This is a genomic window from Pseudomonas sp. SM4 (assembly GCF_051913165.1).
In the GTDB taxonomy this organism is placed as follows: Bacteria; Pseudomonadota; Gammaproteobacteria; order Pseudomonadales; family Pseudomonadaceae; genus Aquipseudomonas.
Genome location: NZ_JBODOE010000013.1, coordinates 1 through 20,320 on the forward strand (window position 1 = coordinate 1; position 20,320 = coordinate 20,320).

Sequence of the window (20,320 nt, forward strand, 5' to 3'; positions counted from 1 at the left end):
AAATACAAAACGCCCGATGCGGTGCATCGGGCGTTTTGAGACTGAAACAGGTGTAAACCTATTTCAGGACTAGACACTGCGATTTGCAAAACTTTTGCAAAACATCCCACCTGATGTTTCTGTTAGAGCATTTTCAACTCTGCAGAGCGTCAAGGCACAGCAAGTAAATGGAGAGATGAAATGGAGCTTCGTACCGAGTTAATGCCGCCTGTGCTGGATGAATCCCGGGTTGCCCGACTGACCAAGCTGGCGCAAGAGATTGATTGCGGGCACCCCGAGCAGACGCTAAGTCAGTTGGCGCAATTCAATCGTGAGGCCATGACCGAACTTGAGTTCATCGACTTCCAGGGCATTTATGGTGGTCAGGATCACGATACGTGGGTTCGCAAGATCCTGGCCACGCCTTACGAGCAGCGCGTGGCGGACATCACCAGGCAAGAGTTGATCGAACTGGCTCGCAGGGTCATGGAGGGCGATGGCGCCGATCATGACGTCGAGTTCTGGCTGAGCATGCTGGAAATCAACATTCCGAATGAGCGGATATCGGATTTGATTTTCTGGCCAGACGAATACTTCGAAGATGTCAGTTATTCGCAGGCACTGTCCCCAGAGCAGGTGATCGATATCGCCTCAAAGGATGGACAGGCCACACCGTGAAAGTGCTCGCCACCATCCTGTGTCCCGTGAGCGCGGGTGTGCAGGGCGGGCTACGGACACTTGAAGTCCCAGGCGTCAACGACCAGGTCCTCAACCTCTTCGCCTGTCGTCGTGATGCCCAGGCATTCGCTGTTTTTTTGGTAATGGAATTCGCAATATTGCACGCCTTGGGTGCATCGCTCGATTTCTACAATGCCGATTCTTTCCAGTTCTACGGCAGTGCCAACGGGTTGCAGCTCTTTTGACGCGCTTGGCTGCCAGCCGTGTTTGATCAATGCTTTTCGCGCGGATAGAAACGGCATGCCTGTTTCAATCGGGATGTCGGTTGCGCAGGCAAACGCGCTGGAGAAACAAAGCAGGATGCAAGCGCCGGGGAGGCATCTCACTTTTCAAGGTTTTCCTGTTCTACGTCAGGGCATTCAAAGTTCCACGAGTAAATTCTCATGTCTTTGATCTCTTCCCCGACGGTGCCTACACCTAGGCAGGTGTTGTTTTTGGTGTAGTTGAAGATGCAGTACTGAACGCCCATGGAGCAGGATTCAACTTCAACAAAGCCTTTTCTCATTAGGATGTTTTCGACACCGTATTCGCCAGAATAGGTTTTGTTAGGTTTCCAGCCACTTTGCAGCAGTGCTTTTCTCGCGCTGACAAACGACATGCCTTCTTTGATAGGCACATCGGTCGCGTTGGCGAAGAGGCTGATGCAGCACAAGAAGCTGATGAGCAGGGTTTGGTGTTTCATTTTTCGCGGCCATCAACGCTTGTGGGGTTCTGGCGCGGCTTGCGTGGATTGTGCAGGCCTCCACGACGAATGAGGGGCGAGGGCGTCCTGTCCATAGGCGAAGAAGTTTTCAATGTTTACCGTCCGTGTAAATCTGCGCGCGAATAATCCTCCTGCGCGGAAGCGGGGGTCAACAACTCTTACACTGTCAGATTGGTTGATTTTTGACCGTCTGTCGCCAGCGTCCTTTTAAAAAGTGTGGATATTGAATGACTTACGATGATTATTAACCGACCGGTTATCAAAAATAAGTTGTTACACGTCGATTGATTCAGTAACATTCGCCCCGCGTTCACCACCACGGTTTATGCATTTTTAAATCCCAAGCTTCCATCAGCTGCTTGGGATTTTTTTTGCCTGCGATTTGGCATTTCTACCGTCGTCCTGACAATTGCGCACGGGCAAAACCATTCTTTTTCAACTACTACTGACTGGCCGATTTTCAACTCTTTGCGCAGGAGTGTGTCGATGCTGGTTCACTGGTCGCTTGCTGCTATTCATCTACTGGCGTTTGCCCTGGGGTTCTGGGCGGTGCTCACGCGAGGCATTGCATTCAGTCGCCTGGCGGCTGGGACGGCGGATGCCGGTCGTGTACTGATCGCCGATAACCTATGGGGTATTTCTGCCGTGATTTTGCTGATCACCGGTGGAATGCGTGCCTTCGGCGGTTATGAAAAGGGCACTGACTATTACCTCCACCAGCCGCTGTTCCACCTGAAGATGACGCTGTTCGTGCTGGTTCTGCTGGTCGAGCTTGCACCGATGATCACGTTGATCAAATGGCGCATTGCCTCAGCGCGGGGCACGGCGTTCGATACCTCTCGGGCAAAGTTGTTTGCGCGAATCAGTCATGTTGAAGCGCTGTTGTTGGTGCTGATCGTGATTGCAGCGACTGGGATGGCGCGTGGCGTGACATTTGGCTAGGAGGGCAAATTCGCTGAGTCCTATCGGAAATGTCCGACAGCCAGACTCAATCATGGCGGGTAGTATCGCCGGAACAGGAGGGGGTGAAGGGGCTCATGTGTCAGGCGCCGTGCCCAAGGGGATTGGGAAGCGGGTGGCAATACGGCGCGTGAATCTTTAGCCAGTCATTACGCGCAGGTAAAAGAACTGGCTACTGACTGCAATGTGGCTCAGGGCGTTTGTGGCTTGTCCGGTGCGGTCAGGCCAGCCTGAATGCGCTGATAAATTTCTTCTCGGTGCACGGCAACGTTTTTTGGAGCGTTGATGCCGATGCGGACTTGTTGGCCGCTTACGCCGAGGATGGTGATCGTAATGTCATCACCAATATTTATGCTTTCACCGACTTTGCGGGTGAGTATCAGCATGGTCTTCTCCTTGATTGCTTTGTAGGGCACCTGATTCAGACAGTGCAGAGGTCGGTGGTACGTATAGATTAGTGCGAAGTCTCACGGTTTGGGTGCCTCTTTCTGACGCGCAGAAGCGGCATTAATTCCCAGGGCGTAACTATACAGAGGCTGCAATCATCAATCTCGTTGTTTTGTGCCCATTTTGCGGGGCTCGCGAAGTATTTTTGAATGTTAAGATCGCCGCTTTGAGAATTTCGAGGAAAGCGTTGTGCGCAAATTGGTCTGGGTAGTCGCGGCACTGGTTTTGGCCGGTTGTGGTGAAGGCAAGAGTGTAGACGTGCCGAAGCCGAAAACGGCAGTGACAGCAGCGCCTGCGGTGGCCTCTGCTCCGCAGTGGGATCTTGAGGTGCGCGGTGAAACGCCTCAAGCGGTCAGCGACTTGAGCGGCTGGCTGATCGAGCATGCCTTCGTGCCCACAGTCATCAAGGACAGCAGCGGCAAGACGCGCATTCTGATTGGCCCGTTCAATTCCCAGGCCGAGGCTGAAGCACGAAAGGTGCAAGTGGACGCCGCCTTGGTGAAGGCGAAAAAGCAGAACGTTGAATCGGTGCTGGTCGAGCATCCGCTCACCCCGTAAGCGGTCCGTTCGGCGGAGCTGCCTAAAGGCAATCAAACGCGATTCGTTCCTATTGGAGTCGCTGATGATTTCCACAAGGAGCTCCCCATGGCCTCCGCCAATCCGTACAAATTGTTCGATGTTGTCCTGCACCGTAAAACCCGGCTGAGCCCGCACATGATGCGGATCACTCTCGCCGGTTCACCTGTCAACGAAATGGCCACTTGGGCGCCGGATCAGCGGGTGAAGCTGTTTTTTCCGGCCGCTGACGGTTCGCAATCAAGTCTCGCCCAGGAAGAGGGCTGGTACGCTCGATTCAAGTCGATGCTGGCCGATCGACGTCCCGCGATGCGCACCTACACCATCCGTCATCTGCGCGCCGAACAGGGTGAAGTGGATATCGATTTTGTCCTGCACGGTGAAACCGGTCCGGCCTCACGTTGGGCGTTGCGTGCGCAGCTAGGCGATTCGATGCAGATTCTTGCCCCTGACAATCATTTTTCAGCGCGTGAAACTGGCGGATTCGAATGGAAGCCCCCGCAAATCCTCAAACAATTATTGTTGGTAGCTGACGCCACGGCGCTGCCGGCGGCCATGGGCATTCTCGATGAGTTGGCGGCGCTCGCCGAGCCGCCGCAGGTGCAGGCCTTTTTCGAGGTGGACAGCGCTCAGGACATGCTTGCCGTGCCGGACTGGCCGGGGTTGTCGGTGCAATGGTTGATTCGCGATCAGGCAAATGAAACGGCCGCCGGAACACTGATGGTGGAAGCCGTGCGTGAGGCGACCTTGCCCGTCCATTTATCGCCAGCGGGGCGTGCAATCGAGTTGGCCGATGTCGATATCGACAAAGACATTCTCTGGGAAATTGCCGATACCGCCCCTGAAGGATTTTACGGCTGGATCGCTGGTGAGTCGGCAGCGGTGATGAGTTTGCGCCGGTACCTGATCAAGGAATGCGGCATCCCGCGCGAGTCGCTCAACCTGATGGGCTATTGGCGTTACAACAAGGCCGGCAGCTAGTCACAAACGAAAAGGCCCCGAGCATCACACTCGGGGCCTTTTGTTTTTACGCGTCTGTTCAGCCGCAGGTTTTCAGATTCACCGGGCCGACAAATTCGTTACCACGTCCCATCACGCACGCTACGCTCTGATTGCGCTGGCGCTCCCAGTCTTGCACCGGGTAAGTCTTGTCCCAGGCTTCATACAATTGCCGATCCTGTTTCGACAGGCGCAAGCCATATTGCTTGCTCATGTAGAAATAGGTGCGGGCAATCATGCCGCGAATCGACGGGCGAGGCATGACCTTCTTCGCCTTGAAATCGACCTGGGTCAGGCACGAACCGTACTGCCCGGATTGCACCGGCAGCCAGCCGTAGCTGAAGTTGCTGCGGTCGCCATTGACCTCGCCAATGCTCGGCACCAGGTTATGCAGATCGGCTTCGGCTTTTTGATAGGTCGGGTCGTAACGCGTGCAGTTCTTGCGCCCACCTTCTTGCCAGCATTGGCGCTGATGGCCAAATTGCCAGGCCGGCACAATGTGTTCCCACTCGATGCGCGACGCGCGCTTGGCATTCTTGCGCGGGACGTAACCACACGCCTTCAGATCGACCTTGTTGCCAGTGTATTTGCACCCGCAATAAAACTCGGTGGACTGCGGTGCGTAGAGCTTCCACGCAACCTTCTTGGCTTCAGAAAAAGTGCGTGGCGCCCCAGCCTGGGCGCCAAAAGCGATGAACGATAACAACAGCAAAGCAAAACAGCGGACACTCATTGAATCAATCTTCCTTCGGCACAACCCAAAAAATCTGCACGCCACCGTCGTCGCGGTAGGCAAGGGTAACGTTGTCGTTCTCGTCGATTTCCTCGAGCAGGCGCTCCCACTCATCCATCGGCTCGTCCGGCAGACGGAAGATCAGCGCCGCTTTGGCTTTTTGTGCGGTAGGGGAGTTGATGATTTTTTGAACGCGCAGACCCATGCGTTCGAAAGCGTCAGGAGCATCAGGGGAGGTGGCCACGAGGTTATCCTTATTGAGCTGTACGTGCATACAGTATTTAACTGTAAGCATTTTCGCAACTGCTTAAAATTCAAGAAAATCCTCTGACAGCGGTTTTCCGAATTTGGTGTAAGGCGCGTCGTGTTTTTTGTAGGAAAAATGCAGGAGGGATGTGGGCGACACACCACTCGCCCGGTAAACGAGTGGCGTGAAGAGTGCCCGATCAGGAAAAGGTCGGGCGAAGGTCAATCAGTATTCCCAGAACATCCGCTGCAGCTCTTTGCTGTCATTGGTTTTGGTCAGTGCGACCATGGCCAGGATGCGGGCTTTCTGTGGGTTCAAGTCGTGCGCGACAACCCAGTCATACTTGTCGTCAGGCTGTTCGGCGTTACGTAGAACAAAACCGCCGGCATTGACGTGGGACGAGCGAATGATTTGCACGCCGTCCTTGCGCAGTGCTTGCAGGGTTGGCACTACGCGCGAGGACACCGAGCCGTTGCCGGTACCGGCATGGATGATTGCCTTGGCGCCCGATTGGGCCAGTGCCTTGTAGGCGGTATCGCTGACGTTGCCGTAGGAATAGGCGATCTCTACGTCAGGCAGGCTCTTGATGTTCTTGATGTCGAATTCCGAATCCATGGTGTGGCGCTTGGCAGGCAAGCGGAACCAGTAGGATTTGCCTTCAACCACCATGCCCAGTGGGCCCCAGGCGCTTTTGAACGCTTCGGTCTTGATGTTGATCATTTTGCTGACATCGCGACCCGACTGGATCTCGTCGTTCATGGTCACCAGTACGCCTTTGCCGTGAGCTTCTTTGCTGCTGGCGACGGCCACGGCGTTGTACAGGTTGAGCATGCCGTCGGCGGACATGGCGGTGCCCGGGCGCATCGAGCCGACAACGATGATCGGCTTGTCGGTTTTTTCCACCAGGTTGAGGAAGTACGCGGTTTCTTCGAGGGTGTCGGTGCCGTGGGTGATGACGATGCCGTCGATGTCTTTGCTGTCAGCCAGTTCGGCGACGCGACGCCCCAGTTGCAGCAGGTTGTCGTTGGTGATGCTTTCGGAAGCGATCTGCATGACTTGTTCGCCACGCACATTTGCCAGTTTGCTCAGCTCGGGAATGCCGGCGATCAGTTGCTCGACGCCGACCTTGGCCGCTTGATAGGTCGCACTGTTGGCCGCGCTGGCGCCTGCGCCGGCGATGGTACCGCCGGTGGCAAGTACCACGACATTGGCGAGTTTGGTCTGGGTTTCGACTTCTTTTGCCTGAAGGGCGGTAGGCAGGAGCAGGAGGAGGGCCAAAGCGCCCGGAACCAAGGTGTTGAAAGCAGATTTCATTATTTTTCTCTCTAGTAGTGAGACGGTGCTGATGCAGGTTCATCTAGATACACCCCGAACCGATCTGGATGTCCGGGGTGCAGAGGAGGGAGCAGGATCTGTACCAGACGTACTATGCTGGAGAAAAATGTTTAACCTGATGATTTACATCAATATTTTGTAGATGGTCGAATCGTTGGTACGAAGCGCTCATCCGGGTTTCCGAACACCGGCGGGGTAGTTGTTCGGCTGACCGAAAAGTACAAGCGGTGATCGGGACGGTTGTTTCCCGCTCTCGGCTAAAGAAACCGCCGTGCAGGCCGATGCGTGTTCAAGGAATCTGGATTTATTGAGGAGTTAACATGTCACTGTCGGTTGGTTTTCCAAATGCCAGCGCTATCACCATTGGCGGCAAGTCCACGGCCACCGTTAATGCGCTCAGCGATGCGACTGCCGAGACTTCCACGCAGTTGTTGGGCAAGGAAGAGGGCGATTCCAAGCAGGTCAGAACCGGCGGTGCCGCGCAGGAAGACAGCAAGGCTCAGAGCGGCGGCGATCAAAGCATTGCGGTAAAAATGCTGCTCAAACGCATGCAGGAACTGCAAAAACAATTGCAGGAACAGCAGCAACAACTGGCGGCCGCGCAAGCTGCAAGTTACCCAACGCCGGAAGCCAAGGCGACTGCAGTCATGTCGATTCAGGGGCAGATTGCTGATACCAACGGTGCACTCTCGGAAGTTTCCGGCAACCTGATCAAGGAGCTGGCAAAAGATTCCAGCAGCGGCGGCCTGATCAGCACCACGGCGTGACAGTGGGGCGAATCGAGCGATTCGCCCTGCAACAATTACTATTTCTGAATGTTGACAAATGTCGGCGGGATTCGCATAGTCTGGTCTACGCAAACGTTTGCGCGGCTTTCTCGGTGGAGTATTCCGTTGAACAAGCCAAAGTAGCTTACGCCAGCGCAAGCGTTGCTCACAATAATCATAAGATCGGAGTGAACCCATGAAGCTGCCATTCGCTGGACGCCTTCTTGCTGTCGCTATGCTGGCTGCCACAGCCGCCGCACTACCTGTCTCCTCGGCGTTCGCCGAATCTGCTGAAAAACCCAAAGTCGCGCTGGTCATGAAATCCCTGGCCAACGAATTCTTCCTGACCATGGAAGATGGCGCCAAGGCCTACCAGAAAGAACACTCCGCCGATTTCGACCTGATCTCCAACGGCATCAAGGATGAAACCGACACCGCTGGCCAGACCCGTATCGTCGAGCAGATGATTCTGGCCAAGGTCAATGCTCTGGTGATCGCGCCTTCTGATTCCAAGGCCATGGTGCCGGTGATCAAGAAAGCCGTCGACGCCGGCATTACCGTGATCAACATCGACAACCAGCTCGATCCGGCCATCGTCAAAAGCAAAAACATCAGCGTGCCTTTCGTAGGCCCGGACAACCGTAAAGGCGCGCGTCTGGTCGGCGAATACCTGGCCAAGCAGCTCAAGGCCGGTGACGAAGTCGGCATCATTGAAGGCGTTTCGACGACGACCAACGCGCAGCAGCGTACCGCGGGCTTCAAAGATGCGATGGACGCCGCGCAGATCAAGATTGTTTCCCTGCAGTCTGGTGACTGGGAAATCGACAAGGGCAACAAGGTTGCTGCGTCGATCCTCAGCGAATACCCGGACGTCAAAGCGCTGCTGGCCGGTAACGACAGCATGGCCGTCGGCGCCGTTTCCGCCGTACGAGCCGCCGGCAAGGCTGGTCAGGTGAAGGTCGTCGGTTACGACAACATCAATGCGATCAAGCCGATGTTGAAGGACGGCCGTGTGCTGGCCACTGCTGACCAGTTCGCTGCCAAGCAAGCTGTGTTCGGCATCGAAACCGCGCTGAAAATCATCAAGGGCGAGAAAGTCGACAGCGGCGCCAACGGCGTGATCGAAACACCGGTCGAGCTGGTCACCCAGTAAGTCTTCTGGCGACACAACGGCGCTCGTCCGTCCGGGCGAGCGCATGGAGAGTTTTTATGTCAGTTTCCGCCCCGAACGCTGTCCTCTCGGTCAGCGGTATCGGTAAGACCTATGCGCAACCGGTGCTGACCGGCATCGAGTTGACGCTGATGCGCGGTGAAGTGCTGGCGCTGACCGGCGAGAATGGCGCCGGTAAAAGCACCTTGTCGAAAATCATTGGCGGACTGGTCACCCCGACCACTGGCCAGATGCAGTTTCAGGGCAAGGATTATCGCCCTGGCAGCCGTACCCAGGCCGAAGACCTCGGCGTGCGCATGGTCATGCAAGAACTCAATCTGTTGCCGACCCTGTCGGTGGCGGAGAACCTGTTTCTCGATAACCTGCCGAGCAACGGTGGCTGGATCAGCCGTAAGCAATTGCGCAAAGCTGCCATCGAAGCCATGGCACAAGTCGGCCTCGACGCAATCGATCCGGACACACTGGTCGGCGAATTGGGTATCGGCCATCAGCAGATGGTTGAAATCGCCCGCAACCTGATCGGCGATTGCCATGTGCTGATTCTCGATGAGCCGACCGCGATGCTCACCGCGCGCGAAGTTGAAATGCTCTTCGAGCAGATCACCCGCTTGCAGGCGCGCGGCGTTTCGATCATCTACATTTCCCACCGCCTCGAAGAGCTTGCCCGTGTGGCGCAGCGCATTGCCGTGCTGCGTGACGGTCATCTGGTCTGCGTCGAGCCGATGGCCAACTACAACAGTGAGCAATTGGTCACCTTGATGGTGGGCCGCGAGCTGGGCGAGCACATTGATATGGGCGCGCGCAATATTGGCGCCCCAGCGTTGACGGTCAAAGGCCTGACTCGCTCCGACAAGGTTCGCGATGTTTCCTTCGAGGTGCGTGCCGGCGAGATTTTCGGGATTTCCGGACTGATCGGGGCAGGGCGCACAGAGTTGCTGCGCTTGATCTTCGGTGCAGACACCGCCGACAGCGGCACCATCGCCCTCGGTTCGCCAGCGAAAGTGGTCAGTGTGCGCTCGCCGGTCGATGCGGTGCGCAATGGCATCGCGCTGATCACTGAAGACCGCAAGGGCGAAGGTTTGCTGCTCAGTCAGTCGATCAGCGCGAACATTGCGCTGGGCAACATGCCGGAAATTTCCAGCGGTGGTGTCGTCAATAACGGCGATGAAATCGCCTTGGCCAAGCGTCAGATCGACGCCATGCGCATCCGCAGTTCGAGCCCGACACAGCTTGTTTCAGAGTTGTCCGGTGGCAACCAGCAGAAGGTCGTGATCGGCCGTTGGCTGGAGCGTGATTGCTCAGTGTTGCTGTTCGACGAGCCGACCCGTGGCATCGACGTCGGCGCCAAGTTCGACATTTATGCATTGCTCGGCGAATTGACGCGCCAGGGTAAAGCGCTGGTGGTGGTGTCCAGTGACCTGCGCGAACTGATGCTGATCTGCGACCGCATCGGCGTGTTGTCGGCCGGGCGTCTGATCGACACGTTCGAGCGCGACAGCTGGACCCAGGATGATTTGCTTGCCGCCGCGTTCGCCGGCTACCAAAAACGTGATGCGTTGCTCAACGAAGCGGCGCCTAGGGATCTCCCATGAAAACTGCATCTCCTGCCGGCAAACGTAGTGGCAATTTCTACGGCCTGGGCACTTATCTCGGTCTGGCCGGGGCCTTGCTGGCGATGATTGCGCTGTTCTCGGTCTTGAGCAGCCACTTTCTGTCCTATAACACCTTCAGCACCTTGGCCAACCAGATCCCGGATTTGATGGTGCTGGCGGTCGGCATGACGTTCGTATTGATCATCGGCGGCATCGACCTTTCGGTCGGTTCGGTATTGGCGCTGGCGGCATCGACGGTCAGCGTGGCGATTCTCGGCTGGGGCTGGGGCGTGTTGCCCTCGGCGTTGCTGGGCATGGCGGTGGCGGCACTGGCCGGCACAGTCACTGGGTCGATCACTGTCGCGTGGCGGATTCCATCGTTTATCGTCTCTCTCGGCGTGCTGGAAATGGCTCGGGGCCTGGCCTATCAGATGACCGGGTCGCGCACTGCCTACATCGGCGACTCGTTTGCCTGGCTGTCGAACCCCATCGCGTTCGGTATCTCGCCGTCGTTCATCATTGCCTTCCTGGTCATCATCATTGCTCAGGCGGTTCTGACCCGCACCGTGTTCGGTCGCTACCTGATCGGCATCGGCACCAACGAAGAAGCAGTGCGACTCGCCGGGATCAATCCGAAGCCGTACAAGATTCTGGTGTTCAGCCTGATGGGGTTGCTGGCCGGTATCGCGGCGCTGTTTCAGATTTCCCGTCTGGAAGCAGCTGATCCGAATGCCGGCTCAGGTCTGGAACTGCAAGTGATCGCGGCCGTGGTCATCGGCGGCACCAGCCTGATGGGCGGGCGCGGTTCGGTGATCAGCACCTTCTTTGGCGTGTTGATCATTTCCGTACTGGCGGCCGGTCTGGCGCAAATCGGTGCGACTGAACCGACCAAACGTATCATCACCGGTGCGGTGATCGTCATCGCCGTGGTGCTCGATACTTATCGCAGTCAACGCGCCAGTCGACGGGGCTAAGAAACCGATATGGCAACGATCAAGGATGTGGCGGCGCTCGCGGGGATTTCCTACACGACCGTGTCCCACGTGGTGAACAACACCCGGCCGGTCAGCCAGCAAGTGCGGCTGAAAGTCGAGGCGGCGATCAAGAGTCTCGACTATGTGCCGAGTGCGGTGGCGCGCTCACTCAAAGCCAAGACCACCGCGACCATCGGCCTGCTGGTGCCCAACAGTCTGAACCCGTACTTTGCCGAGTTGGCGCGGGGTATCGAGGATTACTGTGAGCGTAACGGCTACTGCGTGATCCTCTGCAACTCCGACGACAACCCGGAAAAGCAGCGCAGCTATTTACGTGTCCTGCTGGAAAAACGCATCGACGGTTTGATTGTTGCCTCCGCCGGCGGTGACAGTGGTCTGGCGCAAGGGCTGGCGGGTGTGAAAACGCCCATGGTCATCGTCGACCGGGGTCTCGACGGCGTCGATGCCGATCTGGTGCGCATCGACCACGAGTACGGCGCCTACCTCGCGACTCGCCATCTGTTGGAATTGGGTCACCGCGACATCGCCACCATCGGCGGCCCGGCGAGTACCAGCGTGGCGCAGATGCGTCAGGCCGGTTATTGCCGGGCGCTGAAAGAGGCCGGTATCGAAGTGCGCCAGGCGCGCATGCTGGAAAGTGATTTCACCAGCACCGGCGGTTACAACGCGGCAGCGATCCTGCTCGAAGACAACCCGCCCAGCGCGATCTTTGCCGGTAACGACATGATCGGTATCGGCGTGCTGCGCGCAGCGGCGGAGCGCAACGTGCGTGTGCCGAGCGAGTTGTCGGTAATCGGCTTCGACGATATCCAGATGAGCCGCTACGTATACCCGGCGCTGACCACCGTCGGCCAGTCGATCCTGCAACTGGGTGAGATGGCGGCTGAAGTATTGTTGCGAAGGATTGCCACCCCGAATCTGGGCACCGATCAACGCATCGTGACCCCGAGTATTGTCCTGCGCGAATCGACCGCGCCGCTGTCCGGCGTGTTCACCGAATACCGCTGAAACCGAATTGACGAGTAATGATGTATGCCAGCAAATGTAGTGGTAATAGGCAGCCTGAACATGGATCTGGTGACCCGGGCGCCACGCCTCCCTGTAGGCGGTGAAACGCTGATCGGTCATTCCTTTGCCACGGTGTCCGGCGGCAAGGGTGCCAATCAGGCCGTCGCCGCTGCGCGACTGGGGGCGCAAGTGGCGATGGTCGGTTGCGTCGGCAACGACGACTACGGCGTGCAATTGCGCGACGCCTTGCTGGCCGAGCGGATTGATTGCCAGGCGGTGAGCGTTGTCGAGGATTCCAGTGGCGTGGCGCTGATCGTGGTCGATGACAACAGCCAGAACGCGATTGTCATTGTCGCTGGGGCCAATGGCGCGATGACACCGGCAGTGATCGACCGTTTTGATGCCGTGTTGCAAGCGGCTGACGTCGTCATCTGCCAGCTGGAGATTCCCGACGCAACCGTTGGCCATGCGCTGAAAAGGGCGCGTGCGCTTGGCAAAACCGTGATCCTCAACCCGGCGCCGGCCAGCCGTCCTCTGCCCGCTGACTGGTTCACAGCGATCGATTATCTGATCCCCAACGAAAGCGAGGCGAGCGCGTTGAGCGGGTTGCCGGTGGACTCGCTGAAATCCGCTGAAAAAGCGGCCAGTCACCTGATCGCCATGGGTGCGGGCAAGGTCATCATTACCCTCGGTGCTCAAGGCTCTTTGTTTGCCAACGATCAGGGTTTCGAGCATTTCCCGGCGCCGAAAGTGCAGGCCGTCGACACCACAGCGGCGGGGGACACCTTCGTCGGTGGTTTCGCCGCTGCATTGGCCGCTGGCAAATCAGAAGCCGAGGCGATTCGCTACGGGCAGATCGCTGCGGCACTGTCGGTCACTCGTGCCGGCGCGCAGCCGTCCATTCCAACCCTATCTGACGTACAGGCCTTTAAACCCGCATGAAAAAAACTCCTCTGCTCAACGTCGCGTTGTCGCGGCTGATTGCCTCCCTGGGCCATGGCGACATGGTGGTCATCGGTGACGCCGGGCTGCCGGTGCCGCCAGGTGTCGAGCTGATTGATCTGGCGCTGACCCACGGCGTGCCGGATTTCGTCAGCACCTTGAACGTCGTGCTCAGCGAGATGCAGGTGGAAAGTCATGCGCTGGCCAAAGAGATCTTCGACAAGCAACCGACGGCGCTGAATACGCTGGACGCGTTGAATGAAGAGGGCGCCTTGGGGCGTCGCGATCTGCTCAGTCACGAGCAATTCAAGGTGCTTAGCCGACAGGCGCGGGCGATTGTTCGTACCGGCGAATGCCAGCCGTACTGCAACATCGTGCTGGTCGCCGGGGTTACCTTTTAATTTTTGATTTCACCAGCACAAGGAATGCGCCATGCAACGCTATGCTCTGAAACTGCACCAACTGCTCCGGAGTCTGCTGCTCTTGTCCGTTATCTCTGCAACCGGCGCTCACGCGGCGGAAAAAATCGATCTGATCATCGACACCGATCCAGGCGCTGACGATGTCGTCGCCTTGCTGTTCGCCCTGGCCTCGCCGGACGAGCTGAATATTCGCGCGCTGACTACCGTGGCCGGCAACGTCCGTCTGGACAAGACATCGCGTAACGCCCGCCTGGCCCGCGAGTGGGCAGGGCGCGAAGACGTACCGGTTTACGCCGGAGCGCCGAAGCCGTTGATGCGCACGCCGATCTACGCCGAGAACATCCATGGCAAGGAAGGCCTGTCGGGTGTCGCCGTGCATGAGCCGAAAAAAGGCCTGGCTGAAGGCAATGCGGTCAATTACTTGATCGATACCCTGAAAACAGCCAAGCCGCACAGCATCACTATCGCCATGCTCGGTCCGCAGACCAACCTGGCGCTGGCACTGATCCAAGAGCCGGAAATTGTTCAGGGCATCAAGGAAGTGGTGGTCATGGGTGGCGCGCACTTCAATGGCGGCAATATCACCCCGGTTGCCGAATTCAACCTGTTTGCTGACCCGCAAGCGGCCGAAGTGGTGCTCAAGAGTGGCGTGAAACTGACCTATCTGCCGCTGGACGTGACCCACAAGATTCTCACCAGTGACGCGCGCCTGAAGCAGATTGCCGCGCTGAACAACAATGCGAGCAAAATTGTCGGCGACATTCTCAACGAGTACATCAAGGGCGATATGGAGCACTACGGTATTCCAGGTGGTCCGGTGCATGACGCTACCGTTGTCGCCTACCTGCTCAAGCCTGAGCTGTTCACCGGTCGTTCGGTGAATGTCGTGGTTGATAGCCGTGAAGGGCCGACTTTCGGTCAGACCATTGTTGACTGGTATGACGGCCTGAAGGCGCCGAAGAATGCGTTCTGGGTGGAAAATGGCGATGCTCAGGGCTTCTTTGACTTGCTCACCGAGCGTCTGAAGCGTTTGAAATAAAGCATTCGCACTCGCAGAAGGTGCGTCGCCAGGAAGGCCGCCTTCGCGAGCAAGCTCGGCTCCTACAAATTAACGCGACCCTGTAGGAGTCGAGCTTGCTCGCGAAGAGGCCCGCACAGACACCCCGAACGTTCGATCCTGCAAACCTTCATGCCTTTTCCACGTGTTCGATTTTTTCAGTCGGATATCGCTCGAAAATCTGCTTGATGAATTGCTGGGCCGCTTCCGTGCCCAGCTCTTTGACCAATAGATCGATCCCGATCAGTGCCAGTTCTTCCGTAGTCCCCGGACTATAGGAGCTGTGTCCGTCTGCCCACTTGGCTTTAATGTCGGCGTCGATGCTGATGGTGGTCATGAGGTACGCTCGAGAAGTCGCGAAGTCTGTGCGTCGAGTTAACCATTTTGTCGGGCATTTGGCACTGCGACTTAGGCATGAGCGGAGTGCTATGCGACACTTGGTCTTTTACGGCTTTCCAAGGATCGTGCTGTGCAGATCGATTTGAATACCCCTGACGGCCTCACGCTTGATGCCGTGCGCCAACTGCTCGCCTCGGCCAGTGACGACGAACACACTCAATTGCGTGTGACGAAGGGCGGTATTGCTTACATTTCCTCAGGCGTGACCGGTGGTCAGGATATCGACGGCCTGCTGTTCCGACTCGAAACCTGGGCCAAGGGCTCCGGTTATGTGGGCAATGTCGCGGCCAGCGATGAGGTGTGGGTGATGCAGATTTTCAATGCGCTAAAGGACAATTGGCCGAATCCGCCGTACGACTACATCGACGTCTACTGAGCACCGTTAATATTCAGTCACGATTGATTGATGAAGAGCCGGTTGTCGCTCAGGCACACTCGGCGTTTTTCCGATAGTGGGGCAAGGTGATGGCATTTGCCGTGAAACCAAACGCCGGAATGGCGGTCGCACGATCTCAGCTTAACTTTTGAAAACAAGGAGGCTTCATGCCTTTGAAGTTCGCGACACTGGGTGCACTTATGGCCGTTGCCATGTTGGCCGGTTGCAGTACGACCTCCAGCGAGTCGGCAAAGGATCCGGTGGCGACCGAAGCCGGTCACAGCCGTTGTGAAGCATCGGCGGCGCAATTCGCCATCGGCAAGAAAGCTTCGCCAGAGCTGCTGGAGCAGGCGCGGGCCAAGGCGGGTGCGCAGAATGCACGGTTCCTCAAGCCGACCGATATGATCACGCTGGAATACCGTTCTGATCGCCTGAACCTGAACACCGATAACAACCTGGTGATCAATCGCGTCAACTGCGGCTGATTGCAGGGCGCTTTTGTTGCAGGCATAAAAAACCCCGTCACATGGACGGGGTTTTTTTAGTGCGCCGAGAAATTACTCTGGGCGAACCTGTGCAGCTTGCATACCCTTTTGGCCTTTCTCAGCCACGAAGGAGACGGTCTGGCCTTCTTTCAGGCTTTTGAAACCGTCGGATTCGATAGCTTTGAAGTGTACGAACAGGTCGTCACCGCCACCTTGAGGAGTGATGAAGCCGAAGCCTTTTTCATCGTTGAACCATTTAACGGTGCCGGTTTGGCGATTAGACATGGTGTATCTCCAAGAAACATATATTTTCAGTAGTACTGTGCTGCTCAGGCCAACTGGGCACACCGGAGTATCATAGTCGAAATGTTCGCTTTGGTAGCCCCCCGGACGTGCTGTTTGCCAATCAGTCGTGTTTTCTTTACTGCCTTTATCGGCTGAAAGCCCCGGTTTACAAGGCTTTCAGCGGAACGTAAAGACGATAAAAAAACCTGTAAAACCTGCATAAATCGTCTGAAAAGACGCAAATTCAGCCCTTTTCAAGGGCGCTGAGCCGGTTCAGAACGCTTTTTTGATCACTTTTTCGCCGGGGTGTTGGCCTTGCATTTGGCGATTTGGCCCAGCGCTTTCTGCTGCAGTTCAGGGGTGGCCTTATTGTCCATCAGTGCCTGAATGTCGCTCGCTGGATAGGATTTGATGGCGTCAGCGCCACAGGCGCAATGAGATTTGGCCGCCGCAGCGCCAATCTGAGGGGTCGCCGCCTGGGTGCACTGCGCCATGTACTTCTCGCGTTCACCCTTCGGCCAATCGGCGTGGGCGCTCAGCGGCAGCAGCAGAACAATGGGGGCGACTACGGCGAACAGGGTATTCAGACGCATGCGAGGATGCTCCTTGTGGGTCAATGTCTTGTTATCTGAGGGCTTGAAGGCCGATCAAGTTCAGCACTCTGGCATAAAAACGGACGATTTGCCTTCTGATCAAACAGAGACATAAGTGACCGCTCATCTGTGCTAGCATGCCGGGCTCAAGCGTTCTCAGGCGCCGGATGGCCTTCAGCCCCGGACGCGGTCAGCGTGCGAATACTTCGATTTGAATCCCAGTCACTCTGGTTCGGTTTTCCGGTTGGCCGCAAGGCTCCTGCCGCTGTAAGGCAGGCGTTCGTCATTGAATGGCCTGGATCGGATCTTGTACTGGCTCATCCCAACCCACGTGACCTTTGGTAGGGGTCACCACTAGGAGAGGAGGCGCCATGCCAACTATTACTCTTCCCGACGGCAGTCAACGTTCATTCGATCACCCGGTTTCCGTAGCCGAGGTCGCCGCATCCATTGGTGCTGGCTTGGCCAAAGCCACTCTGGCCGGCAAGGTCAATGGTCAACTGGTTGACGCCAGCGACATCATCAGCAGCGACGCGACCCTGCAAATCATCACGCCAAAGGATGAAGAGGGGCTGGAGATCATTCGCCACTCTTGCGCTCACCTGGTGGGTCATGCGGTCAAGCAGCTGTACCCGACCGCTAAAATGGTCATCGGTCCGGTCATCGACGAAGGCTTCTATTACGACATCGCCTTCGAACGTCCTTTCACTCCGGACGACATGGCTGCGATCGAACAGCGCATGCAGCAGCTGATCGAGAAAGATTACGACGTGATCAAGAAAGTCACTCCGCGCGCCGAAGTGATCGAAGTGTTCAAGGCCCGTGGCGAAGACTACAAACTGCGCCTGGTCGAGGACATGCCGAACGAACAGGCCATGGGTCTGTACTATCACGAAGAATACGTCGACATGTGCCGCGGTCCGCACGTGCCGAACACGCGTTTCCTGAAATCCTTCAAGCTGACCAAGCTGTCCGGTGCCTACTGGCGCGGCGACGCCAAAAACGAGCAGTTGCAGCGCGTTTACGGCACCGCTTGGGCAGACAAGAAGCAACTGGCGGCTTACATCCAGCGCATTGAAGAAGCTGAAAAGCGCGATCACCGCAAGATCGGCAAGCGTCTGGGCCTGTTCCACACCCAGGAAGAATCCCCGGGCATGGTGTTCTGGCACCCGAACGGCTGGACGCTGTACCAGGTGCTCGAGCAGTACATGCGCAAGATCCAGCGCGACAACGGCTACCTTGAGATCAAGACCCCTCAAGTCGTTGACCGCAGCCTGTGGGAGAAATCCGGGCACTGGGCCAACTACGCCGACAACATGTTCACCACGCAGTCGGAAAACCGCGACTACGCCATCAAGCCGATGAACTGCCCATGCCACGTGCAGGTGTTCAACCAGGGCCTGAAAAGCTACCGCGAGTTGCCGATGCGTCTGGCCGAATTCGGTGCCTGCCACCGTAACGAGCCGTCGGGTGCGCTGCACGGCATCATGCGTGTACGGGCGTTCACTCAGGACGACGCTCACATCTTCTGCACCGAAGAGCAGATGCAGGCTGAATCCGCCGCGTTCATCAAGCTGACCATGGACGTTTATCGCGACTTCGGCTTCACCGACGTCGAAATGAAACTGTCCACTCGTCCGGAAAAACGCGTCGGTTCTGACGAGTTGTGGGATCGCGCTGAAGCTGCACTGGCTGCAGCCCTTGATTCTGCGGGCCTGCCGTACGATCTGCAGCCGGGTGAGGGTGCGTTCTACGGTCCGAAGATCGAGTTCTCGCTAAAAGATTGCCTCGGTCGCGTCTGGCAATGTGGTACCTTGCAGCTCGATTTTAACCTGCCTGTCCGTTTGGGCGCTGAATACGTCTCCGAAGACAACAGCCGCAAACACCCAGTGATGTTGCACCGCGCGATCCTCGGTTCCTTCGAGCGTTTCGTCGGTATTTTGATCGAGCACTATGAAGGTGCATTCCCTGCGTGGCTCGCGCCGACCCAGGCGGTGATCATGAATATCACTGATAAACAGGCAGATTTTGTTGCAGAAGTTGAAAAAACTCTCAACGAAAGCGGATTTCGTGCCAAGTCCGACTTGAGAAATGAAAAGATCGGCTTTAAAATCCGCGAGCATACTTTGCTCAAGGTTCCCTATCTCTTGGTAATCGGAGATAAGGAAGTCGAGATGCAGACTGTCGCTGTGCGTACTCGTGAAGGTGCTGACCTGGGCTCGATGCCCGTCGCCCAGTTCGCTGAGTTTCTCGCGCAAGCGGTTTCCCGGCGTGGTCGCCCAGATTCGGAGTAATTATTATTAAGCGTGAAATGAGACAAGATAAACGAGCTGCACCGAAAGCCCCGATCAACGAGAATATCTCGGCACGCGAGGTTCGGTTAATTGGGGCTGAAGGTGAACAGCTTGGGATTGTGTCAATTGAAGACGCGCTTCTTAAGGCTGAAGAGGCCAAACTGGATTTGGTGGAAATTTCCGCCGATGCAGTACCCCCTGTTTGCAAACTGATGGACTACGGCAAATCGATCTTCGAGAAGAAGAAGCAGGTTGCCGCGGCCAAGAAAAACCAGAAGCAGATTCAGGTTAAAGAAATCAAGTTTCGTCCAGGGACGGAGGAAGGGGATTACCAGGTAAAACTGCGCAACCTGGTACGTTTCCTGAGTGATGGGGACAGGGCCAAGGTATCCTTGCGATTCCGCGGCCGTGAGATGGCCCACCAGGAGCTGGGGATGGAACTCCTCAAGCGGGTTGAAGCTGACCTGCTCGAGTACGGTTCGGTCGAACAGCATCCTAAGATGGAAGGACGCCAGCTGATCATGGTCATCGCCCCGAAAAAGAAGAAGTAATCAACAGGGCACGGCAGGCCTTCTGATTATGTTTATCAACTGAATGCGGAGTATCCGAACATGCCAAAAATGAAAACCAAAAGTGGTGCTGCTAAGCGGTTTCTGAAAACTGCTAACGGTATCAAGCACAAGCACGCTTTCAAGAGCCACATCCTGACTAAAATGTCGACCAAGCGTAAGCGTCAACTGCGCGGTAGCAGCTTGCTGCATCCGTCTGACGTGGCAAAAGTCGAGCGCATGCTGCGCCTTCGTTAATTTTAGTCAAGAATAGAGGAAGTAACTCATGGCTCGTGTAAAGCGTGGCGTCATTGCCCGTAAGCGTCACAAAAAAATTCTGAAACTTGCTAAAGGCTACTACGGTGCACGTTCGCGCGTATTCCGTGTTGCCAAGCAAGCGGTAATCAAGGCAGGCCAATACGCCTACCGTGACCGTCGTCAGAAAAAACGTCAGTTCCGCGCTCTGTGGATCGCTCGTATCAACGCTGGTGCTCGTGTTAACGGTCTGTCCTACAGCCGTTTCATCGCTGGCCTGAAAAAAGCGTCCATCGAGATCGACCGTAAGGTTCTGGCTGATCTGGCAGTGAACGAAAAAGCGGTGTTTGCTGCGATTGTCGAGAAAGCTAAAGCCACCTTGGCTTAAGTACCCCCGACAATCACCCGGCCTCA

The 20,320-nt window shown here is 56.6% G+C and carries 27 protein-coding genes; 19 read left to right on the forward strand and 8 right to left on the reverse strand.

Annotated elements, in window-relative coordinates:
• Window positions 1-180: 180 nt before the first annotated feature.
• Complete coding sequence (locus ACQ4MY_RS22280) at window positions 181-657, forward strand: hypothetical protein (RefSeq protein ID WP_440096487.1); 477 nt, start codon at window positions 181-183, stop codon at window positions 655-657.
• The gene (locus ACQ4MY_RS22285; RefSeq protein ID WP_440096488.1) at window positions 654-902 is read left to right on the forward strand and encodes a hypothetical protein; all 249 of its coding nucleotides are present in this window, start codon (window positions 654-656) and stop codon (window positions 900-902) included. Before ACQ4MY_RS22280 ends, ACQ4MY_RS22285 begins: the two co-directional genes overlap by 4 nt.
• A gap of 137 nt (window positions 903-1,039) precedes the next feature.
• Here the strand turns inward: ACQ4MY_RS22285 and ACQ4MY_RS22290 are convergent, their stop codons facing one another.
• A complete protein-coding gene (locus tag ACQ4MY_RS22290; RefSeq protein WP_008083244.1) occupies window positions 1,040-1,399 on the reverse strand; it encodes a hypothetical protein in 360 nt (119 codons plus the stop codon).
• A 507-nt stretch (window positions 1,400-1,906) separates the two neighbouring features.
• On the opposite strand from ACQ4MY_RS22290, the gene ACQ4MY_RS22295 reads away from it, so the two are divergent.
• Window positions 1,907-2,362, forward strand: coding sequence for a DUF2214 family protein (locus ACQ4MY_RS22295; protein WP_440096489.1), 456 nt, complete (start codon window positions 1,907-1,909; stop codon window positions 2,360-2,362).
• A gap of 209 nt (window positions 2,363-2,571) precedes the next feature.
• On the opposite strand, the gene csrA is transcribed toward ACQ4MY_RS22295, so the two are convergent.
• A complete protein-coding gene (gene csrA / locus ACQ4MY_RS22300) occupies window positions 2,572-2,766 on the reverse strand; it encodes a carbon storage regulator CsrA (RefSeq protein ID WP_003179932.1) in 195 nt (64 codons plus the stop codon).
• A 250-nt stretch (window positions 2,767-3,016) separates the two neighbouring features.
• Here csrA and ACQ4MY_RS22305 point away from each other — a divergent pair, with 250 nt between their 5' ends.
• Window positions 3,017-3,385: a hypothetical protein gene (locus ACQ4MY_RS22305; protein WP_008083248.1), complete on the forward strand. Its 369-nt coding sequence runs from the start codon at window positions 3,017-3,019 to the stop codon at window positions 3,383-3,385.
• 87 nt (window positions 3,386-3,472) lie between these two features.
• The gene (locus ACQ4MY_RS22310) at window positions 3,473-4,384 is read left to right on the forward strand and encodes a siderophore-interacting protein (RefSeq protein ID WP_440096491.1); all 912 of its coding nucleotides are present in this window, start codon (window positions 3,473-3,475) and stop codon (window positions 4,382-4,384) included.
• A 58-nt stretch (window positions 4,385-4,442) separates the two neighbouring features.
• On the opposite strand, the gene ACQ4MY_RS22315 is transcribed toward ACQ4MY_RS22310, so the two are convergent.
• The 3 genes from ACQ4MY_RS22315 to ACQ4MY_RS22325 all read right to left on the reverse strand — a co-directional run bounded on the left by ACQ4MY_RS22315 (window position 4,443) and on the right by ACQ4MY_RS22325 (window position 6,696).
• Window positions 4,443-5,135: an endonuclease gene (locus ACQ4MY_RS22315; protein ID WP_008083251.1), complete on the reverse strand. Its 693-nt coding sequence runs from the start codon at window positions 5,133-5,135 to the stop codon at window positions 4,443-4,445.
• A 4-nt stretch (window positions 5,136-5,139) separates the two neighbouring features.
• Window positions 5,140-5,409, reverse strand: coding sequence for a DUF1654 domain-containing protein (locus tag ACQ4MY_RS22320; RefSeq protein WP_371924610.1), 270 nt, complete (start codon window positions 5,407-5,409; stop codon window positions 5,140-5,142).
• Between the two features lie 198 nt (window positions 5,410-5,607).
• Window positions 5,608-6,696: an asparaginase gene (locus tag ACQ4MY_RS22325; protein WP_440096492.1), complete on the reverse strand. Its 1,089-nt coding sequence runs from the start codon at window positions 6,694-6,696 to the stop codon at window positions 5,608-5,610.
• 341 nt (window positions 6,697-7,037) lie between these two features.
• On the opposite strand from ACQ4MY_RS22325, the gene ACQ4MY_RS22330 reads away from it, so the two are divergent.
• The 8 genes from ACQ4MY_RS22330 to ACQ4MY_RS22365 all read left to right on the forward strand — a co-directional run bounded on the left by ACQ4MY_RS22330 (window position 7,038) and on the right by ACQ4MY_RS22365 (window position 14,653).
• Window positions 7,038-7,484, forward strand: coding sequence for a hypothetical protein (locus ACQ4MY_RS22330; RefSeq protein WP_008083258.1), 447 nt, complete (start codon window positions 7,038-7,040; stop codon window positions 7,482-7,484).
• A gap of 196 nt (window positions 7,485-7,680) precedes the next feature.
• Entirely contained in the window at window positions 7,681-8,637 is a 957-nt protein-coding gene (locus tag ACQ4MY_RS22335) for a sugar ABC transporter substrate-binding protein (protein ID WP_007913476.1), read from the forward strand.
• Between the two features lie 56 nt (window positions 8,638-8,693).
• Complete coding sequence (locus tag ACQ4MY_RS22340; RefSeq protein ID WP_008083260.1) at window positions 8,694-10,247, forward strand: sugar ABC transporter ATP-binding protein; 1,554 nt, start codon at window positions 8,694-8,696, stop codon at window positions 10,245-10,247.
• Entirely contained in the window at window positions 10,244-11,221 is a 978-nt protein-coding gene (locus tag ACQ4MY_RS22345) for an ABC transporter permease (RefSeq protein WP_008083263.1), read from the forward strand. The genes ACQ4MY_RS22340 and ACQ4MY_RS22345 overlap by 4 nt, the downstream gene beginning before the upstream one ends.
• A 9-nt stretch (window positions 11,222-11,230) precedes the next feature.
• Window positions 11,231-12,250 (forward strand): LacI family DNA-binding transcriptional regulator, encoded by a 1,020-nt coding sequence (locus ACQ4MY_RS22350; RefSeq protein WP_440096493.1) that lies wholly within the window; start codon window positions 11,231-11,233, stop codon window positions 12,248-12,250.
• 24 nt (window positions 12,251-12,274) lie between these two features.
• Window positions 12,275-13,192: a ribokinase gene (gene rbsK / locus ACQ4MY_RS22355; protein WP_440096494.1), complete on the forward strand. Its 918-nt coding sequence runs from the start codon at window positions 12,275-12,277 to the stop codon at window positions 13,190-13,192.
• On the forward strand, window positions 13,189-13,593 hold the full coding sequence (gene rbsD / locus ACQ4MY_RS22360) for a D-ribose pyranase (protein ID WP_008083269.1): 405 nt from the start codon (window positions 13,189-13,191) through the stop codon (window positions 13,591-13,593). Before rbsK ends, rbsD begins: the two co-directional genes overlap by 4 nt.
• A gap of 31 nt (window positions 13,594-13,624) precedes the next feature.
• The gene (locus ACQ4MY_RS22365; RefSeq protein WP_008083271.1) at window positions 13,625-14,653 is read left to right on the forward strand and encodes a nucleoside hydrolase; all 1,029 of its coding nucleotides are present in this window, start codon (window positions 13,625-13,627) and stop codon (window positions 14,651-14,653) included.
• A gap of 148 nt (window positions 14,654-14,801) precedes the next feature.
• Here the strand turns inward: ACQ4MY_RS22365 and ACQ4MY_RS22370 are convergent, their stop codons facing one another.
• Entirely contained in the window at window positions 14,802-15,008 is a 207-nt protein-coding gene (locus ACQ4MY_RS22370) for a hypothetical protein (RefSeq protein WP_440096495.1), read from the reverse strand.
• A gap of 132 nt (window positions 15,009-15,140) precedes the next feature.
• On the opposite strand from ACQ4MY_RS22370, the gene ACQ4MY_RS22375 reads away from it, so the two are divergent.
• Window positions 15,141-15,446 (forward strand): hypothetical protein, encoded by a 306-nt coding sequence (locus ACQ4MY_RS22375; RefSeq protein ID WP_007913485.1) that lies wholly within the window; start codon window positions 15,141-15,143, stop codon window positions 15,444-15,446.
• 167 nt (window positions 15,447-15,613) lie between these two features.
• Window positions 15,614-15,931 (forward strand): I78 family peptidase inhibitor, encoded by a 318-nt coding sequence (locus ACQ4MY_RS22380; protein WP_008083276.1) that lies wholly within the window; start codon window positions 15,614-15,616, stop codon window positions 15,929-15,931.
• Window positions 15,932-16,003: 72 nt separating this feature from the next.
• Here the strand turns inward: ACQ4MY_RS22380 and ACQ4MY_RS22385 are convergent, their stop codons facing one another.
• Together ACQ4MY_RS22385 and ACQ4MY_RS22390 are read right to left on the reverse strand one after the other, a co-directional pair.
• A complete protein-coding gene (locus tag ACQ4MY_RS22385; RefSeq protein WP_003179963.1) occupies window positions 16,004-16,216 on the reverse strand; it encodes a cold-shock protein in 213 nt (70 codons plus the stop codon).
• A gap of 290 nt (window positions 16,217-16,506) precedes the next feature.
• The gene (locus tag ACQ4MY_RS22390; RefSeq protein WP_008083281.1) at window positions 16,507-16,809 is read right to left on the reverse strand and encodes a hypothetical protein; all 303 of its coding nucleotides are present in this window, start codon (window positions 16,807-16,809) and stop codon (window positions 16,507-16,509) included.
• A gap of 371 nt (window positions 16,810-17,180) precedes the next feature.
• On the opposite strand from ACQ4MY_RS22390, the gene thrS reads away from it, so the two are divergent.
• Genes thrS through rplT form a run of 4 tightly spaced genes read left to right on the forward strand, consistent with a single transcriptional unit; the run spans window position 17,181 to window position 20,294 of the window.
• Window positions 17,181-19,103, forward strand: coding sequence for a threonine--tRNA ligase (thrS, locus tag ACQ4MY_RS22395; RefSeq protein WP_007913488.1), 1,923 nt, complete (start codon window positions 17,181-17,183; stop codon window positions 19,101-19,103).
• Window positions 19,103-19,654, forward strand: coding sequence for a translation initiation factor IF-3 (infC, locus tag ACQ4MY_RS22400; protein WP_170947229.1), 552 nt, complete (start codon window positions 19,103-19,105; stop codon window positions 19,652-19,654). The genes thrS and infC overlap by 1 nt, the downstream gene beginning before the upstream one ends.
• Before the next feature lie 60 nt (window positions 19,655-19,714).
• A complete protein-coding gene (gene rpmI, locus ACQ4MY_RS22405; RefSeq protein WP_002553160.1) occupies window positions 19,715-19,909 on the forward strand; it encodes a 50S ribosomal protein L35 in 195 nt (64 codons plus the stop codon).
• A gap of 28 nt (window positions 19,910-19,937) precedes the next feature.
• Complete coding sequence (rplT, locus tag ACQ4MY_RS22410; protein ID WP_007913489.1) at window positions 19,938-20,294, forward strand: 50S ribosomal protein L20; 357 nt, start codon at window positions 19,938-19,940, stop codon at window positions 20,292-20,294.
• The last annotated feature ends 26 nt before the right edge of the window (window positions 20,295-20,320 follow it).

What these genes read in the sequence shown, in the direction of transcription:
- ACQ4MY_RS22380 (WP_008083276.1), top strand. Translation starts at nt 15,614, where the DNA reads ATGCCTTTGAAGTTCGCGACACTGGGTGCACTTATGGCCGTTGCCATG.
- ACQ4MY_RS22320 (WP_371924610.1), bottom strand. Translation starts at nt 5,409, where the DNA reads ATGCACGTACAGCTCAATAAGGATAACCTCGTGGCCACCTCCCCTGAT.
- ACQ4MY_RS22340 (WP_008083260.1), top strand. Translation starts at nt 8,694, where the DNA reads ATGTCAGTTTCCGCCCCGAACGCTGTCCTCTCGGTCAGCGGTATCGGT.
- ACQ4MY_RS22365 (WP_008083271.1), top strand. Translation starts at nt 13,625, where the DNA reads ATGCAACGCTATGCTCTGAAACTGCACCAACTGCTCCGGAGTCTGCTG.
- csrA (WP_003179932.1), bottom strand. Translation starts at nt 2,766, where the DNA reads ATGCTGATACTCACCCGCAAAGTCGGTGAAAGCATAAATATTGGTGAT.
- rbsD (WP_008083269.1), top strand. Translation starts at nt 13,189, where the DNA reads ATGAAAAAAACTCCTCTGCTCAACGTCGCGTTGTCGCGGCTGATTGCC.
- ACQ4MY_RS22345 (WP_008083263.1), top strand. Translation starts at nt 10,244, where the DNA reads ATGAAAACTGCATCTCCTGCCGGCAAACGTAGTGGCAATTTCTACGGC.
- ACQ4MY_RS22370 (WP_440096495.1), bottom strand. Translation starts at nt 15,008, where the DNA reads ATGACCACCATCAGCATCGACGCCGACATTAAAGCCAAGTGGGCAGAC.
- ACQ4MY_RS22325 (WP_440096492.1), bottom strand. Translation starts at nt 6,696, where the DNA reads ATGAAATCTGCTTTCAACACCTTGGTTCCGGGCGCTTTGGCCCTCCTC.
- rbsK (WP_440096494.1), top strand. Translation starts at nt 12,275, where the DNA reads ATGCCAGCAAATGTAGTGGTAATAGGCAGCCTGAACATGGATCTGGTG.
- ACQ4MY_RS22390 (WP_008083281.1), bottom strand. Translation starts at nt 16,809, where the DNA reads ATGCGTCTGAATACCCTGTTCGCCGTAGTCGCCCCCATTGTTCTGCTG.
- ACQ4MY_RS22335 (WP_007913476.1), top strand. Translation starts at nt 7,681, where the DNA reads ATGAAGCTGCCATTCGCTGGACGCCTTCTTGCTGTCGCTATGCTGGCT.
- rpmI (WP_002553160.1), top strand. Translation starts at nt 19,715, where the DNA reads ATGCCAAAAATGAAAACCAAAAGTGGTGCTGCTAAGCGGTTTCTGAAA.
- ACQ4MY_RS22315 (WP_008083251.1), bottom strand. Translation starts at nt 5,135, where the DNA reads ATGAGTGTCCGCTGTTTTGCTTTGCTGTTGTTATCGTTCATCGCTTTT.
- ACQ4MY_RS22310 (WP_440096491.1), top strand. Translation starts at nt 3,473, where the DNA reads ATGGCCTCCGCCAATCCGTACAAATTGTTCGATGTTGTCCTGCACCGT.
- ACQ4MY_RS22280 (WP_440096487.1), top strand. Translation starts at nt 181, where the DNA reads ATGGAGCTTCGTACCGAGTTAATGCCGCCTGTGCTGGATGAATCCCGG.
- thrS (WP_007913488.1), top strand. Translation starts at nt 17,181, where the DNA reads ATGCCAACTATTACTCTTCCCGACGGCAGTCAACGTTCATTCGATCAC.
- ACQ4MY_RS22350 (WP_440096493.1), top strand. Translation starts at nt 11,231, where the DNA reads ATGGCAACGATCAAGGATGTGGCGGCGCTCGCGGGGATTTCCTACACG.
- ACQ4MY_RS22385 (WP_003179963.1), bottom strand. Translation starts at nt 16,216, where the DNA reads ATGTCTAATCGCCAAACCGGCACCGTTAAATGGTTCAACGATGAAAAA.
- ACQ4MY_RS22290 (WP_008083244.1), bottom strand. Translation starts at nt 1,399, where the DNA reads ATGAAACACCAAACCCTGCTCATCAGCTTCTTGTGCTGCATCAGCCTC.
- rplT (WP_007913489.1), top strand. Translation starts at nt 19,938, where the DNA reads ATGGCTCGTGTAAAGCGTGGCGTCATTGCCCGTAAGCGTCACAAAAAA.
- ACQ4MY_RS22330 (WP_008083258.1), top strand. Translation starts at nt 7,038, where the DNA reads ATGTCACTGTCGGTTGGTTTTCCAAATGCCAGCGCTATCACCATTGGC.
- ACQ4MY_RS22295 (WP_440096489.1), top strand. Translation starts at nt 1,907, where the DNA reads ATGCTGGTTCACTGGTCGCTTGCTGCTATTCATCTACTGGCGTTTGCC.